The sequence below is a fragment of the Enterobacter sp. AG326 genome (assembly GCF_004362415.1).
Lineage (GTDB): Bacteria > Pseudomonadota > Gammaproteobacteria > Enterobacterales > Enterobacteriaceae > Enterobacter > Enterobacter asburiae.
The window spans coordinates 140,507-162,334 of the sequence record NZ_SNXG01000005.1; the positions used below are offsets into that span (position 1 = coordinate 140,507).

The following is a 21,828-nucleotide window of genomic DNA, read 5'->3' on the forward strand; positions in this document are numbered from 1 at the left end:
TGATACTGAAAGTGGGTTCAGTCTGCCAACAGTTTGGTGATTAATGCGTCATGTCGCTGCTTCTGGCGGCTCATACGCAGACGTTCTGCACGAAGAATGGTTTTGAGATCGCTCAGCGCGGCATCAAAATCATCATTCACAATAAGGTAATCATATTCCGCGTAATGGCTCATTTCTGCAACAGCCTGTTCCATACGCTTTGCGATCACTTCTTCGCTGTCCTGACCGCGGCCACGCAGGCGGCGATCCAGCTCATCTTTCGATGGCGGTAAAATAAAGATACTGCGCGACTCAGGCATTTTCTTGCGAATTTGCTGTGCGCCCTGCCAGTCGATATCCAGGAACACATTCACGCCCGTGGCCAGAACCTGCTCAATGGTTTCACGCGAGGTACCGTAGTAATTACCAAATACTTCAGCGTGTTCAAGAAACGCGTCTCTGCCGATCATCGCTCTGAATTCGTCGTGATCCACAAAGAAATAGTGTTCACCGTGCACTTCACCCGGACGCGGCGCTCGCGTGGTGTGAGAAACAGAAACCTGTGTGTCGTACAACGGTTGGGTTTTTAACAGTGCCTGAATAAGGCTGGATTTACCCGCGCCACTAGGGGCAGAAACAATATAAAGCGTGCCTTGAGCCATGAGAGTCTTTTGTATGTGTTAACGAAGAAGTCCTACATACGGGCTTATTATACACGTCACCGACGTGTGACGTAGCCTTTGTCACACTTTTTCCCCTGGATTATTGAATTTTGCGTGCCGTTTTCAGGTTTTATCCGTGGTTTTCAGCAACCAAAAGAAACACCGGATAGCGTCTCGCATTGTGAAATGTTGCCGTTAGCGTTGTTTCAGGCATCCGGGTATACCTCCTGCAATGAAAAGGAGGGGTAGCGATGTGGCGATGGATAAGCGGGTTAATGCTGTTGTGGTGTGGCTATGGCGCGGCGGTGTGTCCGGTGTGGTCGCAGGCAAAAGCAGAAAAAGAGATGGCGTCGTTAAGCGCGCAAATCAAACGCTGGGATGAGGCCTACTGGAAGCAGGGCGTGAGCGAGATCAACGACGAGGTTTACGACCAGCTTCACGGGCGATTGACGCAGTGGCAGCGCTGTTTTGGCAGCGAGACTTCAGAAGATAAACTCCCGGCGCTGACGGGAAGCGTAAAACATCCTGTTGCCCAAACGGGCGTGCATAAAGTGGCCAGCAAAGAGGAGTTGAGACAGTGGATGCGTGTCCGACAGCATCTGTGGCTGCAGCCCAAAGTTGACGGTGTTGCGGTAACGCTGGTCTATCGCAACGGAAAGTTAACTCAGGCTATTAGTCGCGGTGATGGCCTCACAGGGGAAGACTGGACCGGGAAGGTACGTTTAATCCCGTCGGTTCCGCAAAAGCTCACCGGCGCGCTGGCGAATAGCGTCTTACAGGGCGAGCTTTTCTGGTTACGCGACAACCACATTCAGAACCAGATGGGCGGAATGAACGCTCGCGCAAAGGTGGCGGGGGCGATGATGCGGCAAAAGGATAACGCGCTATTGAGCAAGATCGGCGTATTCATCTGGGCCTGGCCGGACGGACCGAAAGATATGCGTACCTCCTTAGCTGAACTGTCTCAGGCCGGTTTTCCGCTGTCGGCACGGTACACGTTACCCGCCGAGTCTGTCGATGCCGTCGAGAAACAGCGCGCGGCCTGGCACGTGACCGCATTACCCTTTGCCACGGATGGCATTGTGGTGCGTTCGGAGGATGAACCCGCGGGCGAAGAGTGGTTACCGGGAGAAGGCAGCTGGGTTGTCGCGTGGAAATATCCTCCCGCAGCCCAGGTCGCTGAGGTGAGAGACATTCATTTTTCCGTAGGGAGAACGGGTAAAATTTCCGTTGTAGCAGCGCTGGAACCCGTGCAACTGGATGATAAACAGGTGCAGCGGGTGAGTCTGGGCTCGGTTGGGCGCTGGCAGAATCTTGATATTGCTCCAGGGGATCAGATACAGATCAGCCTGGCCGGGCAGGGTATCCCCCGGTTTGATAAGGTGCTCTGGCGCGGGACTGACAGACATAAACCAGAGCCTCCGGCCTCGCGCTATCATGCTTTCAGCTGTTTCTATGCTTCGCCGGAGTGTATGGAGCAATTCTTTGCCCGGCTGACCTGGCTCAGTTCAAAGCAGGTATTTGATATTGAAGGAGTAGGTGAGTCAGGCTGGCGGACCCTCTGGCAGGCGCATCATTTTGAACATCTCTTTTCATGGCTGTTATTAACGCAGGCGCAGCTGCAGGCTACACCGGGGTTTTCCTCAGCACGCGGGCTGGCGCTCTGGCATCGATTTAATCTGGTGCGCGATAAGCCGTTTATCCGCTGGCTCATGGCATTGGGTGTACCAATGACGCAGGCTTCGCTAAAGGCGATGGGCGACATATCGTGGCAGGAGATGAGCGGGCGCAACGCAAAGGACTGGCAGGCCCTGCCGGGAACGGGCGAGGAGAAGGCAAGGCAAATCGTTAACTGGATTCACGCGCCTCAGATTAATGTGCTGGCGAAATGGCTCGCTGAACAGCACATCAACGGGTTCTGAAGCTAGTGGGCGCTGTGTTTGTAATGAAAAACGGGCAGCCCGAGCTTCAGACGCAGCGCCAGCATGCGGGCCGTAAAGCCAAACAGCAGCGTCGAGATGACCACCACGTCATGGTTCGAAACGTAATGCTGCAGCGCGATATAAAGCACCGCTGCCGCAAAGGAGATGCCGGCATACAGCTCTTTTTGAAAGACCAGGGGGATGCGTTTGCAGAACATATCGCGCAGCACACCGCCGAATACGCCTGTGACCACGGCGGCGATGGTGGCAATAACCGGTCCTTCCCCCATATCGAGCGCGATTTGCGCGCCGATGATCGAAAAGACAATCAGCCCCAGCGCATCAAGCACCAGGAACAGGCGGCGAAGATGGGGCATAACGGGCGCCACAATGGTGGTTAACACGGCGGCCGTCGCCACAATAATCACGTACTCAGGGTGTTTAACCCAGCCGAGCGGGTAATGGCCAAGCAGAATATCGCGCACGGAACCGCCACCCAGTGCGGTCGCCGTAGCAATAATGATCACGCCGAAGGTGTCCATACGGTGACGTCCGGCGGCAAGCGCGCCGGTCATGGCTTCTGCGGTGATGCCAATGAGATAAAGGATGTGAAGCAGCATATACCCTCCGGTGTGAACGCGGGGGAGGTTAGCGATTTGTGCGCAAGATCACGATTGAGATTTTCTAAGGCGAGTCAGTTTGCCCTATAAATTTTTATCAAGTTCTATAGAGAAAGCTTAATAAAAGGCGGTAAACCGACAAAATGGACGTTAAGATGGATTAGAAATAGTAATGGGTGGTGCTGTCGACACCACCCAAAAGGCATTACTCGATATTCTGGATCTGCTCGCGCATCTGCTCAATCAGCACTTTCAGCTCAATCGCTGAATTCGTCACTTCTGCATTGATCGACTTCGACGCCAGGGTGTTCGACTCGCGGTTGAACTCCTGCATCATAAAGTCCAGACGGCGGCCCACAGCTTCTTTCTTCTTCAGAATGTTGTAGGTTTCTTTAACGTGCGCTTCCAGACGGTCCAGCTCTTCAGCGACATCAATACGCTGCGCCATCAGCACCAGCTCTTGTTCCAGACGGGTGTTTTCCAGCTGAACTTCCGCTTCTTCCAGTTTGGCGACAAGGCGCTCGCGCTGCCATTGCAGTACTTCTGGCATATGGGTGCGGACTTTGGCAACTTCGGTGCTCACGCCTTCAAGGCGCTGCTCAATCATCGCTTTCAGCGCCTGGCCTTCGGTTTCGCGGGCAACGATAAAGTCGTCCAGCGTGCCATCGAGGGCTGCCAGGATTTCAGCGGCAATGGCGTCCAGATCCTGCTCACCAGCCGCCATGACGCCAGGCCAGCGCAGAATATCAACCGGGTTGATTTCGCCTTCATCGCTCTGCATTTTGACCCAGTTCGCTGCATTCACGAGCTGTTTCGCCAGTTTTTCGTTGAGGATGAGCTCGCCCTGTGCGCTGGCATCGGGCTCAAAGCGCAGGTTACATTCCACTTTTCCGCGCGTCAGACGCGTACGGATACGTTCACGTACGACAGGCTCAAGGCTGCGGAACTGCTCCGGCATACGGAAATACGTTTCCAGGTAACGCTGGTTTACCGAGCGCATTTCCCATGTGGCGCTACCCCAGCTACCCTTGATTTCGCGCCGGGCGTAGGCGGTCATACTGCGGATCATAGACATTCCCGTTTTTAAAGGAGAGATGGGGGGATTATAGCTTTCGGGGGCTTCTCAGGATAGGAATAAGCGTCCTTTATCCGTATAATGCGCAGCCACATTCGTTTCAAGCCGGAGAATCCATCATGCGTCCATCAGGTCGTAGCGCCAATCAGGTGCGTCCCGTCACCCTGACCCGTAACTATACAAAACACGCTGAAGGCTCCGTGCTGGTTGAGTTTGGTGACACTAAAGTGCTGTGCACCGCCTCCATCGAAGAAGGCGTTCCGCGCTTCCTGAAAGGTCAGGGCCAGGGCTGGATCACCGCAGAATACGGCATGCTGCCGCGTGCGACCCATACCCGTAATGCCCGTGAAGCGGCAAAGGGCAAGCAGGGCGGGCGTACCATGGAAATCCAGCGTCTGATCGCGCGTGCGCTGCGCGCCGCCGTTGACCTGAAAATCCTCGGCGAATTCACCATCACTCTCGATTGCGACGTCATTCAGGCAGACGGTGGTACACGTACCGCGTCCATTACCGGTGCCTGCGTAGCGCTGGCCGATGCCCTGAACAAGCTGGTTGCGGCCGGTAAGCTGAAAACCAACCCAATGAAAGGCATGGTTGCGGCGGTTTCTGTTGGTATCGTTAACGGCGAAGCGCTTTGCGATCTGGAATACGTTGAAGATTCCGCAGCCGAAACCGACATGAACGTAGTGATGACCGAAGACGGCCGCATCATTGAGGTGCAGGGCACGGCGGAAGGTGAGCCGTTCACCCACGAAGAACTTCTCTCCCTGCTGGCGTTGGCCCGAGGGGGAATCGAATCCATTGTAACGACGCAGAAAGCGGCGTTAGAAAATTGATTTTAAAGGCGACCAATGAGTCGCCTTTTTTTTGCCTGTAAGACAGAAAAACCAAAGGAGCAAATCCATGAAATCGTATCAGCGCCAGTTTATTGAGTTTGCGCTTAACAAGCAGGTACTTAAGTTTGGCGAGTTTACGCTGAAATCCGGGCGTAAGAGCCCCTATTTCTTCAACGCCGGGCTGTTTAATACCGGGCGCGATCTGGCACTGTTAGGCCGTTTCTATGCCGAGGCGCTGGTGGATTCCGGGATTGATTTTGACCTGCTGTTTGGCCCGGCCTATAAAGGCATTCCGATTGCGACCACCACCGCGGTGGCGCTGGCGGAACACCATGACCGCGACGTGCCGTACTGCTTTAACCGCAAAGAGGCCAAAACCCACGGTGAAGGCGGGAATCTGGTCGGCAGCGCGCTGCAGGGCCGCGTCATGCTGGTCGACGACGTGATCACCGCGGGTACGGCGATCCGTGAATCGATGGAGATTATCCAGGCCAACGGTGCGACGCTTGCTGGCGTGCTGATTTCTCTGGATCGTCAGGAGCGTGGTCGCGGGGAAATTTCCGCTATTCAGGAAGTCGAACGCGATTACAGCTGTAAAGTGACGTCGATTATCACCCTGAAAGACCTGATTGCGTATCTGGAAGAGAAGCCTGAGATGGCGGACCATCTGGCGGCGGTACGTGCGTACCGGGAAGAGTTCGGGGTGTAGTTAAATGGCCCGGTGGCGCGACGCTTACCGGGCTTACGGATTACTGCAGCTGAGCAGCCACTAACGGCCAGCGGGCGTCAAAATCGTCCGTTGGACGGTATTTGAATTCGCTGCGCACAAAGCGGGAGAGCATCCCTTCACAAAACGCCAGAATCTGGCTCGCCAGCAGCGTTTCATCAATGGTGTAACCTTCCCCTTCACGCATTTTCTTTTCGCGCAGTACCTGGCGCAGCTGCGCTTCAATACGTTCGAAAAGCTGGTTAATGCGGCCCTGCAGTCTGTCCTGCTCAAACATCAGCGCGTGGCCGGTGAGGATGCGGGTTAAGCCCGGATTGCGTTCACCGAAGCCCAGGATTAACAGCACAATCAGACGCAGACGCGCGGTGGTGTCTTTTTCGTCTTTCAGAATCAGGTTGATGCGCGTGATCAGGCTGTCTTCAATAAACTCGATCAGGCTGTCGAACATTCGGGTCTTGCTCGGGAAATGACGGTACAGCGCCGCCTCAGACACGCCTACAGAGGCGGCCAGTTTAGCGGTGGTGATGCGTTGACTGCCATCGCTGGATTCAAGCATCAGAGCCAGAGATTGAAGTATTTCTTCGCGACGATTCCTTTTCGCGGTTTGTTTTTCTGCCATGTTACAAAATACCCCTGAAAATAAGCACTTGCCAGGCTGGCATCCACACAGCGACCGCAAACGGGCGTTTGCGGTTTGTTATTGCATTATAACGCTGTGAGATACGTGTCTTTCGGGCCGTTATTTGCGCCCGGAATGGCCGAAGCCGCCTTCGCCACGGTCGGTGGCGTCAAAGTCTGCCACCAGGTTAAATTCTGCCTGTACCACCGGTACAAAGACCATCTGGGCGATACGCTCGCCCGGTTCAATGGTGAAGCTATCCTGACCGCGGTTCCAGACGGAGACCATCAGCTGACCCTGGTAGTCGGAGTCGATCAGGCCCACCAGGTTACCCAGCACAACGCCGTGCTTATGGCCCAGACCAGAACGCGGCAGGATCACGGCTGCCAGCGACGGGTCAGCAATGTGAATCGCCAGGCCAGTTGGAACCAGGGTAGTGGCACCCGGAGCCAGTTCTACGGCGTCATCGAGACAGGCGCGCAGGTCAAGACCGGCAGAGCCGGAGGTGGCATAGGTTGGCAGCGGGAATTGCTCGCCAACACGCGGGTCCAGAATCTTAACGTCGATTTTTTTCATCATAACGGGTAACGATCTCGTCCAGTAATTGTTGGCCCAGGAGTTCCTTGCGCTCAAGCGGTAAGACTTTATCTCCATCCTGCCAGAAAAGGTGCAGTGCGTTGCTGTCGCTGTTAAATCCTTGTGTGGCCAGCGATACGTCGTTCGCGCAAATCAAATCGAGGTTTTTGCGGGTACGTTTTTGCCGGGCATATTCTTCCACATTATTCGTTTCTGCGGCAAACCCAACAACGTATGGACGATGGCTTTTTAGTGCGGCGACGCCGGCAACAATGTCCGGGTTTTTCACCATTTTTAGTGTTAATTCATCGCCTTGCTTTTTAATTTTAGCCTCGGCGATCGTCTCGGCACGATAGTCTGCAACGGCCGCACAGCCGATAAAAATCTGCTGGCTTTGCGCATGTGCCTGCACGGCGGCTTCCATCTCCTGCGCGGTAGTCACGTCAATTCGCTTCACAAATGCAGGGGTAGGTAGCGATACCGGGCCGCTCACCAGCGTGACGTGCGCGCCACGCCTTGCGGCGGCGGCGGCAATCGCGAAGCCCATTTTGCCGGAGCTGTGGTTGGTGATGTAGCGCACCGGATCCAGCGGCTCGCGCGTGGGGCCCGCGGTAATCATGATGTTGAGATGTTGCAGATCGTTGACAGGCGAAAAATGGGCTGCGGCCATATCAACAATCGTCAGCGGGTCAAGCATGCGACCCGGGCCAACGTCGCCGCAGGCCTGGCTGCCGCTGTCCGGACCCCAGATAAGCAGGCCGCGTGAGGCCAGCGTCTCCAGATTATGCTGGGTGGCCGCGTTACGGTACATCTGCTGGTTCATGGCAGGAACGACGGCAACAGGCGCAGGCGTGGCCAGACAAATGGTAGAGACCAGGTCGTTTGCCATACCGGCCGCCACCCGAGCGATTAAATCAGCCGTGGCGGGGGCGAGGATAACCAGGTCTGCCCATTTACCCAGCTCAATATGGCCCATCGCGGCTTCGGCAGCCGGATCGAGCAGGCTGTCAGATACCGGGTATCCTGAAACGGCCTGCAGGCTCAGGGGAGTGATAAAGGCTTTACCGCCTTCGGTTATCGCGACCCGCACATCTGCCCCGCGCTCGCGCAGACGACGCACCAGCTCCGGCGCTTTATAAGCAGCAATGCCACCGCTCACGCCAAGAACGATTTTTTTACCGGCCAGGCTCATCATGATTCTTTCCTGTTGGGTTTCACCAGAGAGCGGGCATTTTATCACAATCCCCAAAGCGGAGTGATTTTGTACGTCGTCCACTTTGCGAGGCGCTACGCAAGAACACAATGTGACCGTCGAGCGACGGATTAGCCTGTGGCAGCATGAGGTTAAAAAAGGAGAAAGAGCATGGAAGAAGAGGATGAGGAGCTGCTGCCGCGCGAAAAACTGCTGCGCTATGGCGTCACCCTGTTAAAAGACGATGAACTATTGGCGCTCTTTTTACGTACCGGAACGCCCGGAAAAACGGTATTTACGCTGGCAAATGAGCTGATAGCACATTTCGGTTCGCTGTACGGTTTATTGACCGCCGATCTGGCGCAGTTTAAGCACGTTGAGGGGATTGGCGTGGCGAAATATGCCCAGCTGAGGGGCATTGCTGAACTTGCCCGCCGTTTTTACAATGTCCGCATGGAGAAGGAAGATCCGATCCTGACGCCAGAAATGACGCGTGAATTCCTGCAAAGCCAGTTAACCGATATTGAACGCGAGATCTTTATGGTGATCTTTGTCGATAACAGAAATCGGGTGCTGAAACATAGCTGTCTCTTTGCGGGCACGTTGAGCCACGTTGAGGTGCATCCGCGTGAAATTGTGCGGGAAGCGATAAAAGTGAATGCAGCGGGCGTGATCCTCGCGCATAATCACCCCTCTGGCTGTGCAGAACCGAGCAGAGCGGACAAAGAAATCACCGAACGCATTATCAAATGCTGTCAAATCATGGACATTCGTGTGCTGGACCATCTGATAATTGGCCGCGGTGAGTACATTTCTTTCGCAGAACATGGCTGGATTTAGGCTATTTCTCGCGATCCATCGGGATCTTTGTCTGTTCGGGACTTGAGCACACCGCCGAGTCAGCGTATACTACGCCACCTTTGAGAATCTCGGGTTTGGCATTTGGGCCTGGCAATCGAGAGTTCACTTAGAACTATGCGATGACCGGGCTGTAAAGCCTGACGAGGCGCCGATACCCCATACGAAGCTCGAGCTAATTTGATTTTTGGAGAATAGACATGTCCCGAGTCTGCCAAGTTACTGGCAAGCGTCCGGTGACCGGTAACAACCGTTCCCACGCACTGAACGCGACTAAACGCCGTTTCCTGCCGAACCTGCACTCTCACCGTTTCTGGGTTGAGAGCGAGAAGCGTTTTGTCACCCTGCGCGTATCTGCTAAAGGTATGCGTGTAATCGATAAGAAAGGCATCGATACAGTTCTGTCCGAACTGCGTGCCCGTGGCGAAAAGTACTAAGTACTTAAAGAGGAAATAAATCATGGCTAAAGGTATTCGCGAGAAAATCAAGCTGGTTTCTTCTGCTGGTACAGGTCACTTCTACACCACCACGAAGAACAAACGTACTAAGCCGGAAAAACTGGAACTGAAAAAATTCGATCCAGTTGTACGCCAGCACGTACTGTACAAAGAAGCTAAAATCAAATAATTTTAGTCTCCTTGTATCGAAAAACCCCGCAACTGCGGGGTTTTTTGCATTCTGCATCTCAACGGAGGAACCATGCCTGAATTACCTGAGGTAGAAACCAGCCGTCGCGGCATTGAGCCCCATCTGGTCGGCGCGACGATTCTTCACGCGGTGGTCCGCAATGGACGTCTGCGCTGGCCGGTGTCCGATGAGATCCATGCCCTGAGCGATAAACCCGTCCTTAGCGTACAGCGTCGCGCGAAATACCTGCTGCTGGAACTGCCCGACGGCTGGATTATTATCCACCTGGGAATGTCCGGGAGCCTGCGCATTCTTACCGAAGAACTGCCTGCGGAAAAGCACGACCACGTCGATCTGGTGATGAGCAACGGCAAAGTGCTCCGTTACACCGACCCACGGCGCTTTGGCGCGTGGCTGTGGACGAAGGAGCTGGAAGGGCATAACGTGCTGGCGCATCTGGGCCCGGAGCCGCTCTCAGACGCGTTTAACGAGGAATACCTCAAGGCGAAGTGTGCGAAGAAGAAAAGCCCGATTAAGCCCTGGCTGATGGATAACAAGCTGGTGGTCGGCGTGGGGAATATCTACGCCAGCGAATCGCTGTTTGCGGCCGGGATCCATCCCGATCGGCTGGCCTCTTCGCTGTCGGCGCAGGAGTGCGAGCTGCTGGTCCGGGTGATTAAGGCGGTACTGCTGCGCTCTATTGAGCAGGGCGGGACAACGTTGAAGGACTTCCTGCAGAGTGACGGCAAGCCGGGCTATTTTGCCCAGGAGCTGCAGGTATATGGCCGTAAAGGCGAACCGTGCAGAGTCTGCGGCACGCCCGTTATTGCTACGAAGCACGCCCAGCGCGCCACGTTCTACTGCCGTCAGTGCCAGAAATAGGGCTACTTTAGCTTTTCCATCAATGCCTGGTGGACGTTAGTCGGCAGGAAATGGGTGACGTCGCCGTGATGACGCGCCACCTCTTTTACCAGCGTAGAAGAGATAAACGACCACTCTTTGGAGGGCATCAGGAACACGCTCTCCAGCTCCGGCATCAGGTGGCGGTTCATGTGCGCCAGCTGCATCTCATACTCGAAGTCTGCCACCGCGCGTAAACCACGGATCAGAATGTTTGCCTGCTGAGCGCGGGCGAAGTTAGCCATCAGGTCGCTAAACCCGACTACCTCAACATTCGGCAGGTGCGAAATGGCATCGGTGGCGAGCTGTACGCGCTCGTTGAGGTCAAACATCGGCTTTTTGCTGGGGCTGGCGGCAATGGCCAGGATCACCTTGTCGAACATGCACGCCGCACGGGTGATGATATCAAGATGACCGTTGGTGATCGGATCGAAGGTACCCGGATAAATCGCTTTTGTGCTCATGGCTCACGTTTTCTCTGAGTAGCCGCGGCAGAGCGCCCACAGCTCGGTGTATTTGTTGAAAGTATACTGGGCATTCACTACCGCGAGTAACCAGCCCTGCTTACCGTCCAGGACGCCACCACGCAGCAGCAGCGTTTTCAGAAACGCGCCCAGCGTGTGGGTGAAGATACCCGTCAGCGAGGCCTTCTTGCCGCGCTGGTGACGCTCCTGCGCCCATGCGGTGGCATAGTTGAGCTGTTTACGCTGGAAGCTCGCGAAATCACGGCAGGTCAGGTGCAGCAAATCGCCCGTCAAGGGGATGACCTGAGCGCTATCGCAGCTCAGGGATTCATGCACCAGATTGTCGTTGTACTGATACCGCTCGCGCTCGTAGAGGCGCATCACGCGGTCAGGATACCAGCCGCTGTGGCGCATAAAACGGCCAAGAAAGTAGTTGCGGCGGGCAATGCTGTATACGGCGCCAGGCTGGGGCGAGGAGAGTACAGCCTGAATGGCCTGCTGAAGCTCCGGCGTGATGCGTTCGTCGGTGTCGAGCATCAGGACATAATCACCTGTGGCATGTCCCTGCGCGCGCTGGCGCTGGATGCCGTAGCCTTGCCAGTCAGCGTCGACAAAGACTTTTGCGCCCGCTGCCCGGGCAACGTCCACCGTGTTGTCCGTACTTCCGGAGTCAAGAATGACTATCTCGTCAGCCCAGGCAACCGACGCCAGGCAATCCGAAAGCAGGTCGGCGGCGTTTTTGGCGATCATCACGACCGACAGACGCGTTGACATTAGTGGCTCCGCTGGGGCAGATAAGGTTGCAGAAGCTGCAGCAGACGGGTCAGTGCGCCCTGGTTCTGGTGCAGCACTTCGACGGCATGACGCCCGTACCACAGGCGATAATCTTCGTCAGTCAGAAGGGTCGATACCTCTTTAACCACCGAATCCGCATCGGTCACGGTAATTAAGCCATCGGCCTGCTGTAATTTCGCGCAGATATCTTTGAAGTTAAACGTGTGCGGCCCCATCAGCACCGGAATAGCGTGGGCTGCCGGCTCCAGCGGGTTGTGACCGCCGCGCTCGACCAGGCTGCCACCGACAAACGCGAGGTCAGCAATGCCGTACAGCAGCATCAGTTCGCCCATCGTATCGCCAATCACCACCTGGGTGCTGCCGGAAGGGATTTCACCGCTGCTGCGCAGCGTGAAGCTGAATCCGCCTTTCTGGACCATTTCACGGGCATCCTTAAAACGCTCTGGATGACGAGGCACGAGGATCAGCAGTAAATCAGGGAATTTTTCCAGCAGCTTGCGGTGAGCCTGCAGGATGATCTCTTCTTCGCCATCATGGGTACTGGTCGCAATCCAGACCTGACGACGCGGGGCCCACTGGCGACGCAGCGTGATGGCGCGGGCGGCGAGCTCAGGGGTAACGGAAATATCGAACTTCAGGCTCCCCGTTACCGCAAGCTGGTTGCGTTTCAGGCCCAGAGAGATAAAGCGTGCCGCGTCCTCTTCGTTCTGCGCGGCAATCAGCGTAATTTTGCTCAGCAGGCGGCGCATAAATTTACCCAGCTTGCCGTAACCTTTCGCCGAGCGCTCTGACAGGCGCGCGTTGGCAATGACCAGCGGAATTTTACGGGCATGCAGGGCGGAAATCATGTTCGGCCACAGTTCGGTTTCCATCACGATCACCAGCTTCGGGCGAACGGTATTCAGGAAACGATTCATGGCGCAGGGCAGATCGTAAGGCAGATAGACGTGCTGCACGTCTTTACCGAAAGCGGATAACGCGCGCTCGGAGCCGGTTGGCGTCATCGTCGTGACGGTGATTGGCAGCGAAGGGTAGCGGTGACGCAGGGCGCGAACCAGCGGGATCGCCGCCAGCGTTTCACCGACAGAAACGGAATGCAGCAAAATACCGTCCGGTACGACTTTATTGCGGCAGAAGCCATAGCGTTCAGCCCAGCGTTTACGATACGCAGGCGCTTTCCGGCTACGAAGCAACAGTCTCAGCCACACCAGTGGCTGAATGATGTAGAGCAGAGCGGTATACAACAATTCCAAGCGATTATCCGTTTTTTTAGTTTCGGCGGGCAAATTCTAAGCATTTAGGCCAGGTAAAGCTATCTCTTATGCCAGATACCGTTTCAAACGGAAATAACGTCGACCCAGCCGCCAGCGCAGACGCGGACTTTTTGCACTTTTCCAGATGAGTTTCCAGATGCCTGTTTCGAAGAACTCTTTAATAATCATTGATTTCTTCTTCTCATCCTTCATGTTGTCGAAGGTGTGAATAATGCCCAGCCCCTCTTTGGCAATTTGCCAGTGGCAGGCAGGGATCCCTTTTACTTTATCCGGGTAGCGCTGATTGATGGCATCGAGCATCTGCAGGATTTTCATGTAGTGACGCGCGGAGCGAATCAGCGTGTCGTCATTGTCCGGCATATGGGACACCGATGCGGAGTGAATGTAGTAGTCGTAATAACGTTCACTGGTGTACTGAACCCGCTCTGCCGCAAGCAGCACTTCGGTGGTCCATGGGATATCCTGATGGCGCAGGCCGGGTTCGAAATGGAAACTGTGTTTACGGATAAAGTCGTGGCGATAGATGTTCAACCAAGTGACGTGAAGGAACTTACGTGAATCCAGCGCCATTTTTAACCACGCAGGGCCAGCCATGACCCCTGTCGAAGCCAGTTTGTCTTCAGGGAAGATCGGGCGCGAGGGTTTCTTGTTATTCTCCCAGACGTAGTTCCCGTTACAGGTGGCAACATCCAGATCCTGCGTGACGGCCATATCCAGCAGGCGCTGGTACATGCCGGGTTTAAAGACATCATCAATATCCGGGAAAGAGAGATATTGACCCGTCGCAACGGCCAGACCGGTGTTACGCGCGATGGATACGCCCTGGTTTTGCTGTTCTATAACCTGCATCAGCGGTAGTTTTTCTCGCCATTTTTCGACGATCTCCATCGAGCGGTCAGTAGAGCCGTCATTGACAATGATGACTTCCATGTTGTCGATGCGTTGATTCACAAGGCAGGTAAAGAACTGATCCAGGAAAGCTTCACCGTTATAAACGGCAACCACCACGCTTAACAATGGGGCAGAATTTTGCATAAGAAACCTGATTATTTTTGATTGTCGACCAGAGCAATATATTGCTGGCAAATGGCATTGATACCGAACGACGCGATGGTCGCATCGCCAACGACCGGCGGGGCGGTATAAATATCCGCCAGCGTTTTTGCCAGTGACGCGTCATTTAACTCTGCCAGCCCGCGCGCTAAGGCGCCGGTGAGGATTTCGGCAGGGCCTCCGGGGCAATTTGTACTGACCGGTGGCGTCTGGCAGATAATGGCTTCGACCAGCACATTACCAAAACCTTCGCAGTCAGAACTTAACACTAAAAGGCGTGCCCCTTTAATCCAGGGATAGGGATTGGAATCGAACGGGCGGAAAACCGTTTTGTTTTCAATACCCAGCTCGGCTGCAAGCTGCTTGAGTTTGCGAATTTGAGCGTCAGATCCATTGCCCATCATGACCAGCGTGGTGTCAATTTTACTCAGGGCGAACGCACGTAAGAGTCGGTCGTGGCGTTTGTGCTCATGGAAGCGGCCAACATGAATAATGTAATCCTTTCCCTGCATCTCGAAGGGCGCATCCGCCAGACGCTGAATTTCAGGAATATCGAATGGATTATGGATAACCGCTTTGCGTCGAAGATTGAGCGCCAGCGTCTCGGAAAGATCTTTCAACACGGCGCCTGAGACGGCGACAACGTTGCGGTTCTCGTAGGTATGACGAATTTTAAGATGTTTAAACCAGCGCGAAAGTCCGCTGCGATGGCGAAGATAGGAAAACGAGAACATGCCGTGCACGCAGAACCAGACTTTGTCACGTTCCAGCGCGCGGCAGTGCGCCACAATGCGGTCGGTTTTGTGCAGGTGAGAGAACACCACATCAAATTTGCCGCTGCGTTCAGCTCGCTCAATCGCCTGATCCAGCAGTTGGGCGCGGCGTGGAATCTCCGTCAGCTTTCGCCACGGTTTTTTACATGTGTCCTGAACAACCTGATAATCGATGCCTTCCGGGATGGCGTAGTCGCACACTTTCCGCAGAGAGAATAGAGAGACCTGATGCCCCATTTCTATTAACCCGCGGGAGAGTGTAAGAACCGTTTTTTCAGCTCCTCCACCGGGTAAACCATCAATAATCATTAGGATGCGCATTTTTAATCCAGTAATTTTTGATAAAGCGTAATAAGCTGACTTGATAGTTTTTCGGGAGTTGCGTCTTTTACACGTTCACGTGCAGCTCGTCCCATATTGTTATTTTTTTCCAGTGAAGGGATGGCGGCTACCGCTTCCTTCAATGTACTGATATCAAGTGCGTCACAATAAAATCCGTTCTGGCCTTGTTGAATAAACTCTGCACCACCGCAACTCTCTGAAGTAATGACGGGCAAGCCGCAGGCCATCGCTTCAAGAATGACGTTAGGAAAGGGATCATACAGCGTTGGCAACAGTAAACCATCGGATAGCTGATAAAAAGGCAGAGTTTCTTTTTGCATCCCCAGGAAACGGATTTGCCCCTCGCAGCCTAACGAACGGGCGAGGTCGCGATAACGACGTTCTGCTTTATCTTGTCCAACCACAATCAGCCAGGCTGATGTTCCCGCGATAGCGCGTATGGCGCTGGCCAATCCTTTTCGTTCAAACCCTGAGCCTACAAAACAGAACACAACGGCATCGGCTGGCAAACCAAATTGTTGGCGCAAAATCGCACGCTGTGACTCCTGGGCCGGAATGAAGCGGCTGGAATCAATAGAATTATAAATCACATGAATTTTCTTTGCGTCAATATCAAAGTCTTCAACGATTTCGCGTTTGATCATCTCCGCATTACAAATTACGGCTTTTAACTCAGGCGCCTGATACATTTCCCGTTCCGCACGCATCACGTAGCGGTGATAGCGGTCATACATCAGCATTTGCGCACGCCAGGCAGGTAAAATGCGCGCGCGCTGCAGCAGCCAGCGACGATGCACCCCATCACCCGCGCGATAGATATCACACCCCGGGATGCGCTCATGGCTTTGAACAATATCAAACTGCTGTTGCTGCCACAGCGCACGCGCGGCCTGTGCAAATCCGCGTTCTCGACTGATGCGGCCCCATTTTTGAGGATTGCAAATGTGGATATGCCAGTCGTCTTGCTTCTCTCCCTGCCACTCACGCGTGATGACGTTGAGCTCAAGGTTCTGATTGCTCAGCGCGGTGAGCGCGCGCGAAACGAAGCGTTCCGCCCCGCCATCAGGGCGATATTTTTGGCGAACAATGGCCAAACGATGGTGTTTCATGACAGATATCTCCTTGCGGCGGAGACGACAGCATCAACGGGAATGGCGTCGAGATAGCGTTCTTTCGTTTTGGTATCAATGGCATCCGGATCGGGTAGCGGGCCGTAATCGCCGGCCCAGATCACTTCCCCTTTAACCTGCCACGGTGACCAGAACGTCAGTTTTGATGGACCAAACAATGCCACGCAGGGCGTTTGCAGCGCGGCGGCCATATGCATTGGAACGGAGTCAACGCCAATAAAAAGACGCGCATGATCGATGAGTGACGCCAGCTGGCGCAACGTTAGCTGGCCCGCCAGAGAGACGACTCCCGTCTTCGGTGAGGCGGCGAGAATGCGATCGATCATAGCCAGCTCTTTTTTATCCGGCCCCGCTGTGAGCACAACCGTATGACCATCCTGCTGCAGTGCAGTAATGGTTTGCGCCATTTTGTCCTCGCTCCAGCATTTAAAGAACCAGCGGGACGTCGGCTGGATCACGATGTAGCTGTCGCCAACACCCGTCTGCGTCAGTCTTTGACGGGCATGATCCCAGTCTTCTGCGGTGTAGGCCATGGTGACGGCAGGCTGCGGCGCGACAGGTAATGGCGCCAGAATGGAGAGATTCTGTTCGACCGTATGCAGGGATTTGTGGCCGTCGACAGAGACCAGATCGGTATGACAAAAACGCCAGAAGGCACTATTGCGTTTGTTAAACGCAAATCCGAGGCGAACGGGTGCACCGGTGAAGCGGGTGACAATTGCGCTACGCCATTGATCGGCAAGGTTAATGACCAGATGATAATGCTGATTCCTTAACGCACACAGCAGCCGCCACTCTTTTTGAAGATGCTTCAGCGTGCCCAGCTGCTTCCATTTACGATCGATTCCAAAAATTGTACCGATCGCCGGATGCGCGGCGAGCATATCGCGCGTTTCTTCATACAGCAGGACATCAATCTGCGCCTGCGGCCATTTTTGACGTAACGAATCAATGACGGGAGTGGTCAACAACATGTCGCCATGATGGCGGAGTTTGATAAGTAAAATGCGCAAATCAGGCGTGTCAGGTAAGTTATTCATCATCATCTTATCGGCGTTGTACTGATGGCAATTCTAATAGACCTGATAGCGACTTGCACTCTTTCTCCATAATCTCAGTAATTTCCCAGGAAGGGTTTACTCATGCTTTGGAGAGTGCGTAACATAGCGCTAACTTTCCTGTCTTGCGGACTCATTATGAACAAACCAGCGTTTATCATCACGATTGATACTGAGGGCGATAATCTCTGGCAAAATCACCGCGTCATTAAAACGGAAAACGCGCGCTATCTGGCGCGGTTCCAGGCGCTTTGTGAGCGTTTCGGTTTTAAGCCCGTGTGGCTGACCAATTACGAGATGGCGATCGAGCCCGTTTTTATCGAATTCGCCAGGGACGCGATCGCCCGCGGTCAGGGGGAGGTGGGGATGCACCTTCACGCATGGAATAGCCCGCCGGAACACGATCTCACGGGAGACGACTGGCGCTGGCAGCCTTATTTGATTGAATTTTCGGATGAGGTGATGCGCGAGAAAGTTCTGTTCATGACCCGCCTGCTGGAAGAGACATTCCAGACCAAAATGTTAAGCCACCGTGCCGGACGTTGGGCATTTGACAGTCGCTACGCAAAATTGCTCGTTGAACTGGGTTACCAGGTTGATTGCTCCGTGACGCCGCGGGTGAACTGGCGCAATGCGAAAGGTGCGCCGCAGGGTAATGGCGGAACGAATTACCAGCATTTCCCCGACCACGCCTATTTTATTGATTTAGATAATATTTCCCGGGCGGGCAATAGCCCATTACTCGAAGTGCCGATGAGCATTCAGTATAAACACCCGGCCTGGTTGAACACGATCAAACAGGGTTACGACAGGCTTCGCGGTAAATACCGCTCACCCTCCGTCAACTGGCTAAGACCGTCCGGTGGGAATGCGGCGCAGATGATTCAGGTCGCACAGCAATGCCTGTCTCAGGGAAGTGAGTACGTGGAGTTTATGCTTCATTCGTCGGAATTTATGCCTGGCGGAAGCCCTACGTTTAAAGATGAGGCGGCGATCGAAGGGCTGTATCAGGATTTAGAAACGCTCTTTAGCTGGTTATCCGATAAGACGGTGGGGATGACGCTGGCGGAGTTTTATCAATACAAGAAAAAATAATGCCCGCGAGGCGGGCATTATCACTTATTGGCGTTGTCTGGTTTGCGAAAAAGGTGTGCTCAGCGCAAACACGGTGACAAAGAAGATTAAGGCTTCTGAACTCAACAGTATGACATCCGTCAGGCCATAAAGTAATAAAAGAAGCATGGTCGTCAGCAGCAGGCCATTTCTGTTTTTAAGTGCGTAAGCGATCATCGATATATAGAAAAAGAATAATATCGCGACCCCGGGGATCCCCTGCAGAGAATATTTTTCAATAAACTCATTGTGTAGATGCACCCTGATATAATCGAGTGCAGCCGCGAGGTGTGGGTGCCCATTTTTCACATATTGCTGTGTCCATACTTCGCGGTCTTCAACTGACTGCCCTAAAGGATGGGCAAGACCGTTTTGAATACCAACACTCCACATAGAGAAGCGTGCACCGAGCGAGGTTGCATCAATACCTTTTTGATAACCTTCAACTTCAGTTTGTGTTTGTTGTAACTTGGGTAAGATTAATGGTTTGTAGCTAACGATAACAATACCCGCCACAATACATAAGAAAATCAACGTAGATTTAAGGTGAATTCTTCTGAAGTGGTAGAGCGTGAGTACAATCGCCAGGATCAAATATAATCCCATTGCGGCACGCGTTCCGGTTAGAAGAATAACAAAATAAGATATTAAGATGATGAGTCCTGCGGCAATATACAGTTTTATATTTTTCTGTAAGTAAAGGCTGTATACAAACGCCAGCGACAGTACAGAGTAAACATAGGCCGACACGGTCGCACGGTTTATGGCCATCTCAATACGTCCCATACCCTGTGATGCCTGCCATAAGCCATAGCCAGTGGCAAGTATAAACCCTGCACCAGAGGCGTATAAAAAATATTTCTGGAAGGATGTTTTATCAATATAAAACTTAAACCGGTCAAGATAGAAAATGAGGATGCTCGCCAGAATCAATTTTTTACTTGCACCAAGATAATCGCTATAAACGTTCAGGCCTTCGCTGTGGTATTCATACACCATGTACCAGCAAAGATTAAGTAACCCAATGAGCAAAATTGGTAGTGCGATAGAAAAAGGACGCATTGTGATTTTTTTATATTCGCACGCTAAGCCGATAATGCTGGCATAAATTGCAATATAGAAAAACTCTCGCTGTTTACCTGAACTCAGCAGCGCCAGCGCAAGCGAAATAAGGCTCAAAATCAGCGTCAGCTGATAAAGCCGCAGTTTTACTTTTTCCATAATGCCTCAATGACCCTTTTTTTGTAGCTGAAACGTACATCTCTGGAGAAGAAGAAAGAGAGAGAATAAAGTGCATTAACCCGCTGTTTAACCAGTTTAAGCTGCAGGTCAGTCAGATGCTGCCGATGGTTTCTGTAGATATCAAACCAGTGACAATTAACAAGATGTTTAAAAGAATGAGGGAATGTTTTTTCCATTTGCAATGTGCAATCAACCAGCGTAGCGATTTTACTGGCGTCGAGTCGGCTCGACAAACTATCGTTACGTTTGATGTAATAATAGTGTCCCTGACGCTGATAGACTATTTTACTCGCCTGCATCAGCATGCCGGGAAATACGGCGAAATCTTCATAGCAAACCATCGAAGGAATCGGGTTATTTACATACAATTTCCGATGAATAAATTGCCCGATGAGATGTGCCTGAAAATCTTTGTGCTGCAGGAATCGCTTTATTGCCTCATGTTGTGACAAAGCAACAGGAGAGAACCCCTGCCAGTCGGCTGTCATTTTTTTGGTGTCGCGAATTTCCAGCAGGCGCGTCAGGAGCATATCAGGGCGCTCTGATTTGAGAAACGCCACGGCATCCCTGATGCTGCCCGGTTTCATTCGGTCATCGCTATCCAGCATGGTGATGTATTCACCAGAGGCCAGCGAGAGGGCACTGTTTCGAACATGGCCTACGTTACGGTACTCTACGTATCGGGATTGCGCATTCGGAAGCATTGGCAGCCACGCTTCAATAATATCCTGTGTTGAGTCATTGGAACTGTCGTTAAAGATAATGATCTCTACATCATCGCCCGCACCTTCAATCGCGTTTTGCAGGCTTTCTAACGTGGTGTGAAGCGTATCTTTGGCGTTATGCGCGGCAATAATGATGCTTAGAAAAGCCATAATAATTAGTTTCCCTGAGCATCAAAGGAGTATGCGTCTGTATTAATTGTGGGTAACTCGCAAATGAAGTGTTTGAGTTCACGTAGCGCTTCGTCTGTTACAGCGAAGAGTTCTTCCCGGCTCTGTGAGAAGTAATATCGTGTTTCAAAAACATATGAGCAAATGTTGTCATCATTACCAATCAGCAATACGTTGCCCAGCGGACGCTGTTCATAGTGGCAACAAGGCCCGAACAGTAAGATTACCGGCACGCCGACCGCATCGGCAATGTAGACGTTACCCGAATCAGACGCGATATAGCAATCCATTTTAGAAATGGCCCACGGCAGCTCTTCAAGCGAGATTTTGCCAATCAGGTTAATAAAGTTGGGCAGTTCACCGTAAGCGCGGGTGATATCATCCATCCACGATTGTTCATTCGGGGCGCCAAACACATAAAATTCGCAGGGCAGGTCGGCGAGACGATCGGCAATTTGCTTCCAGATGACCGGCGGAACGGTTTTCGCTTTATTCCCGGCGGCTACGCTGATGCCAATGCGGATCACGCCGGGTTTATCGAGGATTGCCGGATAGGTCGCAGGTTTGAAAAGTGGCTTTGTGGCGTGCTTTGGCGAGTCTTGCCAGGTTAAGGTGCGATCGGCCAGTTTGAGATAGTTCGTGACTGAAAGAGTCTTCTTACCGTGTTCAACAGTACCGTCTGCCGTTGCATAGAAAATACCGTGATACCATCTTCGCGTGTAAGTGCTTAAAAACTGTTTGTTTTTAGCGTTACACACGGAGGCGAAAAAGAGGTTCACGCTGTTGGGTTGCAGGAGATAGACATTGTCATAGCGGTTCATGATCCGGCAGGCAAAGATCAGTTTTCGCCACAGGTTACGCTTTTGCTGCTCGATAAAAAAAATCTTATCGATCGTCTCATCATGCTTTGCCAGCGCACCCACGCTACGACTGATGAGCACGTCGCTTTTTTGCAGGTATGCCAGAAGGGGCGTTGCATTAACAAAATCGCCGATTTTTGCGGTCTGTATGACCAGGTTTTTACCTGTCTCTTTGCGGAACAGTTTCCGGATAAGCTTCACCGGAAAGAGTAAAATCAGCAGAAATACGTAACTCATG

The 21,828-nt window shown here is 53.0% G+C and carries 24 protein-coding genes; 8 read left to right on the top strand and 16 right to left on the bottom strand.

Annotated features, from left to right (window positions below):
* Positions 1-17 precede the first annotated feature (17 nt).
* Positions 18-641, bottom strand: a complete 624-nt coding sequence (gene gmk, locus DFO52_RS16635) for a guanylate kinase (protein ID WP_133550798.1) — start codon at positions 639-641, stop codon at positions 18-20.
* Between the two features lie 251 nt (positions 642-892).
* Between gmk and ligB the strand changes: the two genes are divergently transcribed.
* Positions 893-2,563: an NAD-dependent DNA ligase LigB gene (gene ligB, locus DFO52_RS16640; RefSeq protein ID WP_133550799.1), complete on the top strand. Its 1,671-nt coding sequence runs from the start codon at positions 893-895 to the stop codon at positions 2,561-2,563.
* A gap of 2 nt (positions 2,564-2,565) precedes the next feature.
* Here ligB and DFO52_RS16645 read toward each other — a convergent pair whose 3' ends face one another.
* Positions 2,566-3,183 (bottom strand): trimeric intracellular cation channel family protein, encoded by a 618-nt coding sequence (locus tag DFO52_RS16645; protein ID WP_133550800.1) that lies wholly within the window; start codon positions 3,181-3,183, stop codon positions 2,566-2,568.
* A gap of 205 nt (positions 3,184-3,388) precedes the next feature.
* Positions 3,389-4,252, bottom strand: a complete 864-nt coding sequence (locus tag DFO52_RS16650; protein ID WP_023309886.1) for a YicC/YloC family endoribonuclease — start codon at positions 4,250-4,252, stop codon at positions 3,389-3,391.
* Positions 4,253-4,377: 125 nt separating this feature from the next.
* On the opposite strand from DFO52_RS16650, the gene rph reads away from it, so the two are divergent.
* Together rph and pyrE are read left to right on the top strand one after the other, a co-directional pair.
* Entirely contained in the window at positions 4,378-5,094 is a 717-nt protein-coding gene (gene rph / locus DFO52_RS16655; protein WP_010426431.1) for a ribonuclease PH, read from the top strand.
* Between the two features lie 67 nt (positions 5,095-5,161).
* Entirely contained in the window at positions 5,162-5,803 is a 642-nt protein-coding gene (gene pyrE / locus DFO52_RS16660) for an orotate phosphoribosyltransferase (RefSeq protein ID WP_010426430.1), read from the top strand.
* Positions 5,804-5,843: 40 nt separating this feature from the next.
* On the opposite strand, the gene slmA is transcribed toward pyrE, so the two are convergent.
* The 3 genes from slmA to coaBC form a co-directional block, all read right to left on the bottom strand.
* Positions 5,844-6,440 (bottom strand): nucleoid occlusion factor SlmA, encoded by a 597-nt coding sequence (slmA, locus tag DFO52_RS16665; protein WP_010426428.1) that lies wholly within the window; start codon positions 6,438-6,440, stop codon positions 5,844-5,846.
* Positions 6,441-6,560: 120 nt separating this feature from the next.
* The gene (gene dut, locus DFO52_RS16670) at positions 6,561-7,019 is read right to left on the bottom strand and encodes a dUTP diphosphatase (protein ID WP_008502691.1); all 459 of its coding nucleotides are present in this window, start codon (positions 7,017-7,019) and stop codon (positions 6,561-6,563) included.
* Positions 6,997-8,208, bottom strand: coding sequence for a bifunctional phosphopantothenoylcysteine decarboxylase/phosphopantothenate--cysteine ligase CoaBC (coaBC, locus tag DFO52_RS16675; RefSeq protein ID WP_133550838.1), 1,212 nt, complete (start codon positions 8,206-8,208; stop codon positions 6,997-6,999). Before coaBC ends, dut begins: the two co-directional genes overlap by 23 nt.
* Positions 8,209-8,379: 171 nt before the next feature.
* Between coaBC and radC the strand changes: the two genes are divergently transcribed.
* The 4 genes from radC (at position 8,380) to mutM (ending at position 10,575) form a co-directional block, all read left to right on the top strand.
* Entirely contained in the window at positions 8,380-9,048 is a 669-nt protein-coding gene (gene radC, locus DFO52_RS16680; protein WP_133550801.1) for a DNA repair protein RadC, read from the top strand.
* Between the two features lie 218 nt (positions 9,049-9,266).
* Entirely contained in the window at positions 9,267-9,503 is a 237-nt protein-coding gene (rpmB, locus tag DFO52_RS16685) for a 50S ribosomal protein L28 (protein ID WP_002436699.1), read from the top strand.
* 22 nt (positions 9,504-9,525) lie between these two features.
* On the top strand, positions 9,526-9,693 hold the full coding sequence (gene rpmG / locus DFO52_RS16690; RefSeq protein ID WP_003024094.1) for a 50S ribosomal protein L33: 168 nt from the start codon (positions 9,526-9,528) through the stop codon (positions 9,691-9,693).
* Positions 9,694-9,765: 72 nt separating this feature from the next.
* Positions 9,766-10,575, top strand: a complete 810-nt coding sequence (mutM, locus tag DFO52_RS16695; protein ID WP_029740801.1) for a bifunctional DNA-formamidopyrimidine glycosylase/DNA-(apurinic or apyrimidinic site) lyase — start codon at positions 9,766-9,768, stop codon at positions 10,573-10,575.
* A 2-nt stretch (positions 10,576-10,577) separates the two neighbouring features.
* Here the strand turns inward: mutM and coaD are convergent, their stop codons facing one another.
* The 7 genes from coaD to rfaQ form a co-directional block, all read right to left on the bottom strand.
* Positions 10,578-11,057, bottom strand: coding sequence for a pantetheine-phosphate adenylyltransferase (coaD, locus tag DFO52_RS16700; RefSeq protein WP_023334018.1), 480 nt, complete (start codon positions 11,055-11,057; stop codon positions 10,578-10,580).
* A gap of 3 nt (positions 11,058-11,060) precedes the next feature.
* Positions 11,061-11,831, bottom strand: coding sequence for a glycosyltransferase family 2 protein (locus DFO52_RS16705; RefSeq protein WP_121932596.1), 771 nt, complete (start codon positions 11,829-11,831; stop codon positions 11,061-11,063).
* The gene (gene waaA / locus DFO52_RS16710) at positions 11,831-13,105 is read right to left on the bottom strand and encodes a lipid IV(A) 3-deoxy-D-manno-octulosonic acid transferase (protein WP_029740803.1); all 1,275 of its coding nucleotides are present in this window, start codon (positions 13,103-13,105) and stop codon (positions 11,831-11,833) included. The genes DFO52_RS16705 and waaA overlap by 1 nt, the downstream gene beginning before the upstream one ends.
* 66 nt (positions 13,106-13,171) lie before the next feature.
* Positions 13,172-14,161, bottom strand: coding sequence for a glycosyltransferase (locus DFO52_RS16715; protein WP_133550802.1), 990 nt, complete (start codon positions 14,159-14,161; stop codon positions 13,172-13,174).
* A gap of 11 nt (positions 14,162-14,172) precedes the next feature.
* Positions 14,173-15,273 (bottom strand): glycosyltransferase, encoded by a 1,101-nt coding sequence (locus tag DFO52_RS16720; protein WP_029740805.1) that lies wholly within the window; start codon positions 15,271-15,273, stop codon positions 14,173-14,175.
* 2 nt (positions 15,274-15,275) lie between these two features.
* Complete coding sequence (locus DFO52_RS16725; RefSeq protein ID WP_133550803.1) at positions 15,276-16,403, bottom strand: glycosyltransferase family 4 protein; 1,128 nt, start codon at positions 16,401-16,403, stop codon at positions 15,276-15,278.
* Positions 16,400-17,470 carry a putative lipopolysaccharide heptosyltransferase III gene (rfaQ, locus tag DFO52_RS16730; RefSeq protein ID WP_133550804.1) on the bottom strand — a complete coding sequence of 357 codons (1,071 nt, stop codon included), beginning with the start codon at positions 17,468-17,470 and terminating at the stop codon, positions 16,400-16,402. Before rfaQ ends, DFO52_RS16725 begins: the two co-directional genes overlap by 4 nt.
* Positions 17,471-17,620: 150 nt before the next feature.
* On the opposite strand from rfaQ, the gene DFO52_RS16735 reads away from it, so the two are divergent.
* A complete protein-coding gene (locus DFO52_RS16735; protein ID WP_047646711.1) occupies positions 17,621-18,577 on the top strand; it encodes a polysaccharide deacetylase family protein in 957 nt (318 codons plus the stop codon).
* A gap of 24 nt (positions 18,578-18,601) precedes the next feature.
* On the opposite strand, the gene DFO52_RS16740 is transcribed toward DFO52_RS16735, so the two are convergent.
* Genes DFO52_RS16740 through DFO52_RS16750 form a run of 3 tightly spaced genes read right to left on the bottom strand, consistent with a single transcriptional unit; the run spans position 18,602 to position 21,827 of the window.
* Entirely contained in the window at positions 18,602-19,816 is a 1,215-nt protein-coding gene (locus DFO52_RS16740) for an O-antigen ligase family protein (protein WP_133550805.1), read from the bottom strand.
* A complete protein-coding gene (locus DFO52_RS16745) occupies positions 19,804-20,712 on the bottom strand; it encodes a glycosyltransferase family 2 protein (RefSeq protein WP_133550806.1) in 909 nt (302 codons plus the stop codon). Before DFO52_RS16745 ends, DFO52_RS16740 begins: the two co-directional genes overlap by 13 nt.
* 5 nt (positions 20,713-20,717) lie before the next feature.
* Positions 20,718-21,827: a glycosyltransferase family 9 protein gene (locus DFO52_RS16750; protein WP_133550807.1), complete on the bottom strand. Its 1,110-nt coding sequence runs from the start codon at positions 21,825-21,827 to the stop codon at positions 20,718-20,720.
* Between the last annotated feature and the right edge of the window lies 1 nt (position 21,828).

What these genes read in the sequence shown, in the direction of transcription:
- gmk (WP_133550798.1), bottom strand. Translation starts at nt 641, where the DNA reads ATGGCTCAAGGCACGCTTTATATTGTTTCTGCCCCTAGTGGCGCGGGT.
- ligB (WP_133550799.1), top strand. Translation starts at nt 893, where the DNA reads ATGTGGCGATGGATAAGCGGGTTAATGCTGTTGTGGTGTGGCTATGGC.
- DFO52_RS16645 (WP_133550800.1), bottom strand. Translation starts at nt 3,183, where the DNA reads ATGCTGCTTCACATCCTTTATCTCATTGGCATCACCGCAGAAGCCATG.
- DFO52_RS16650 (WP_023309886.1), bottom strand. Translation starts at nt 4,252, where the DNA reads ATGATCCGCAGTATGACCGCCTACGCCCGGCGCGAAATCAAGGGTAGC.
- rph (WP_010426431.1), top strand. Translation starts at nt 4,378, where the DNA reads ATGCGTCCATCAGGTCGTAGCGCCAATCAGGTGCGTCCCGTCACCCTG.
- pyrE (WP_010426430.1), top strand. Translation starts at nt 5,162, where the DNA reads ATGAAATCGTATCAGCGCCAGTTTATTGAGTTTGCGCTTAACAAGCAG.
- slmA (WP_010426428.1), bottom strand. Translation starts at nt 6,440, where the DNA reads ATGGCAGAAAAACAAACCGCGAAAAGGAATCGTCGCGAAGAAATACTT.
- dut (WP_008502691.1), bottom strand. Translation starts at nt 7,019, where the DNA reads ATGATGAAAAAAATCGACGTTAAGATTCTGGACCCGCGTGTTGGCGAG.
- coaBC (WP_133550838.1), bottom strand. Translation starts at nt 8,208, where the DNA reads ATGAGCCTGGCCGGTAAAAAAATCGTTCTTGGCGTGAGCGGTGGCATT.
- radC (WP_133550801.1), top strand. Translation starts at nt 8,380, where the DNA reads ATGGAAGAAGAGGATGAGGAGCTGCTGCCGCGCGAAAAACTGCTGCGC.
- rpmB (WP_002436699.1), top strand. Translation starts at nt 9,267, where the DNA reads ATGTCCCGAGTCTGCCAAGTTACTGGCAAGCGTCCGGTGACCGGTAAC.
- rpmG (WP_003024094.1), top strand. Translation starts at nt 9,526, where the DNA reads ATGGCTAAAGGTATTCGCGAGAAAATCAAGCTGGTTTCTTCTGCTGGT.
- mutM (WP_029740801.1), top strand. Translation starts at nt 9,766, where the DNA reads ATGCCTGAATTACCTGAGGTAGAAACCAGCCGTCGCGGCATTGAGCCC.
- coaD (WP_023334018.1), bottom strand. Translation starts at nt 11,057, where the DNA reads ATGAGCACAAAAGCGATTTATCCGGGTACCTTCGATCCGATCACCAAC.
- DFO52_RS16705 (WP_121932596.1), bottom strand. Translation starts at nt 11,831, where the DNA reads ATGTCAACGCGTCTGTCGGTCGTGATGATCGCCAAAAACGCCGCCGAC.
- DFO52_RS16715 (WP_133550802.1), bottom strand. Translation starts at nt 14,161, where the DNA reads ATGCAAAATTCTGCCCCATTGTTAAGCGTGGTGGTTGCCGTTTATAAC.
- DFO52_RS16720 (WP_029740805.1), bottom strand. Translation starts at nt 15,273, where the DNA reads ATGCGCATCCTAATGATTATTGATGGTTTACCCGGTGGAGGAGCTGAA.
- DFO52_RS16725 (WP_133550803.1), bottom strand. Translation starts at nt 16,403, where the DNA reads ATGAAACACCATCGTTTGGCCATTGTTCGCCAAAAATATCGCCCTGAT.
- rfaQ (WP_133550804.1), bottom strand. Translation starts at nt 17,470, where the DNA reads ATGATGATGAATAACTTACCTGACACGCCTGATTTGCGCATTTTACTT.
- DFO52_RS16735 (WP_047646711.1), top strand. Translation starts at nt 17,621, where the DNA reads ATGAACAAACCAGCGTTTATCATCACGATTGATACTGAGGGCGATAAT.
- DFO52_RS16740 (WP_133550805.1), bottom strand. Translation starts at nt 19,816, where the DNA reads ATGGAAAAAGTAAAACTGCGGCTTTATCAGCTGACGCTGATTTTGAGC.
- DFO52_RS16745 (WP_133550806.1), bottom strand. Translation starts at nt 20,712, where the DNA reads ATGGCTTTTCTAAGCATCATTATTGCCGCGCATAACGCCAAAGATACG.
- DFO52_RS16750 (WP_133550807.1), bottom strand. Translation starts at nt 21,827, where the DNA reads ATGAGTTACGTATTTCTGCTGATTTTACTCTTTCCGGTGAAGCTTATC.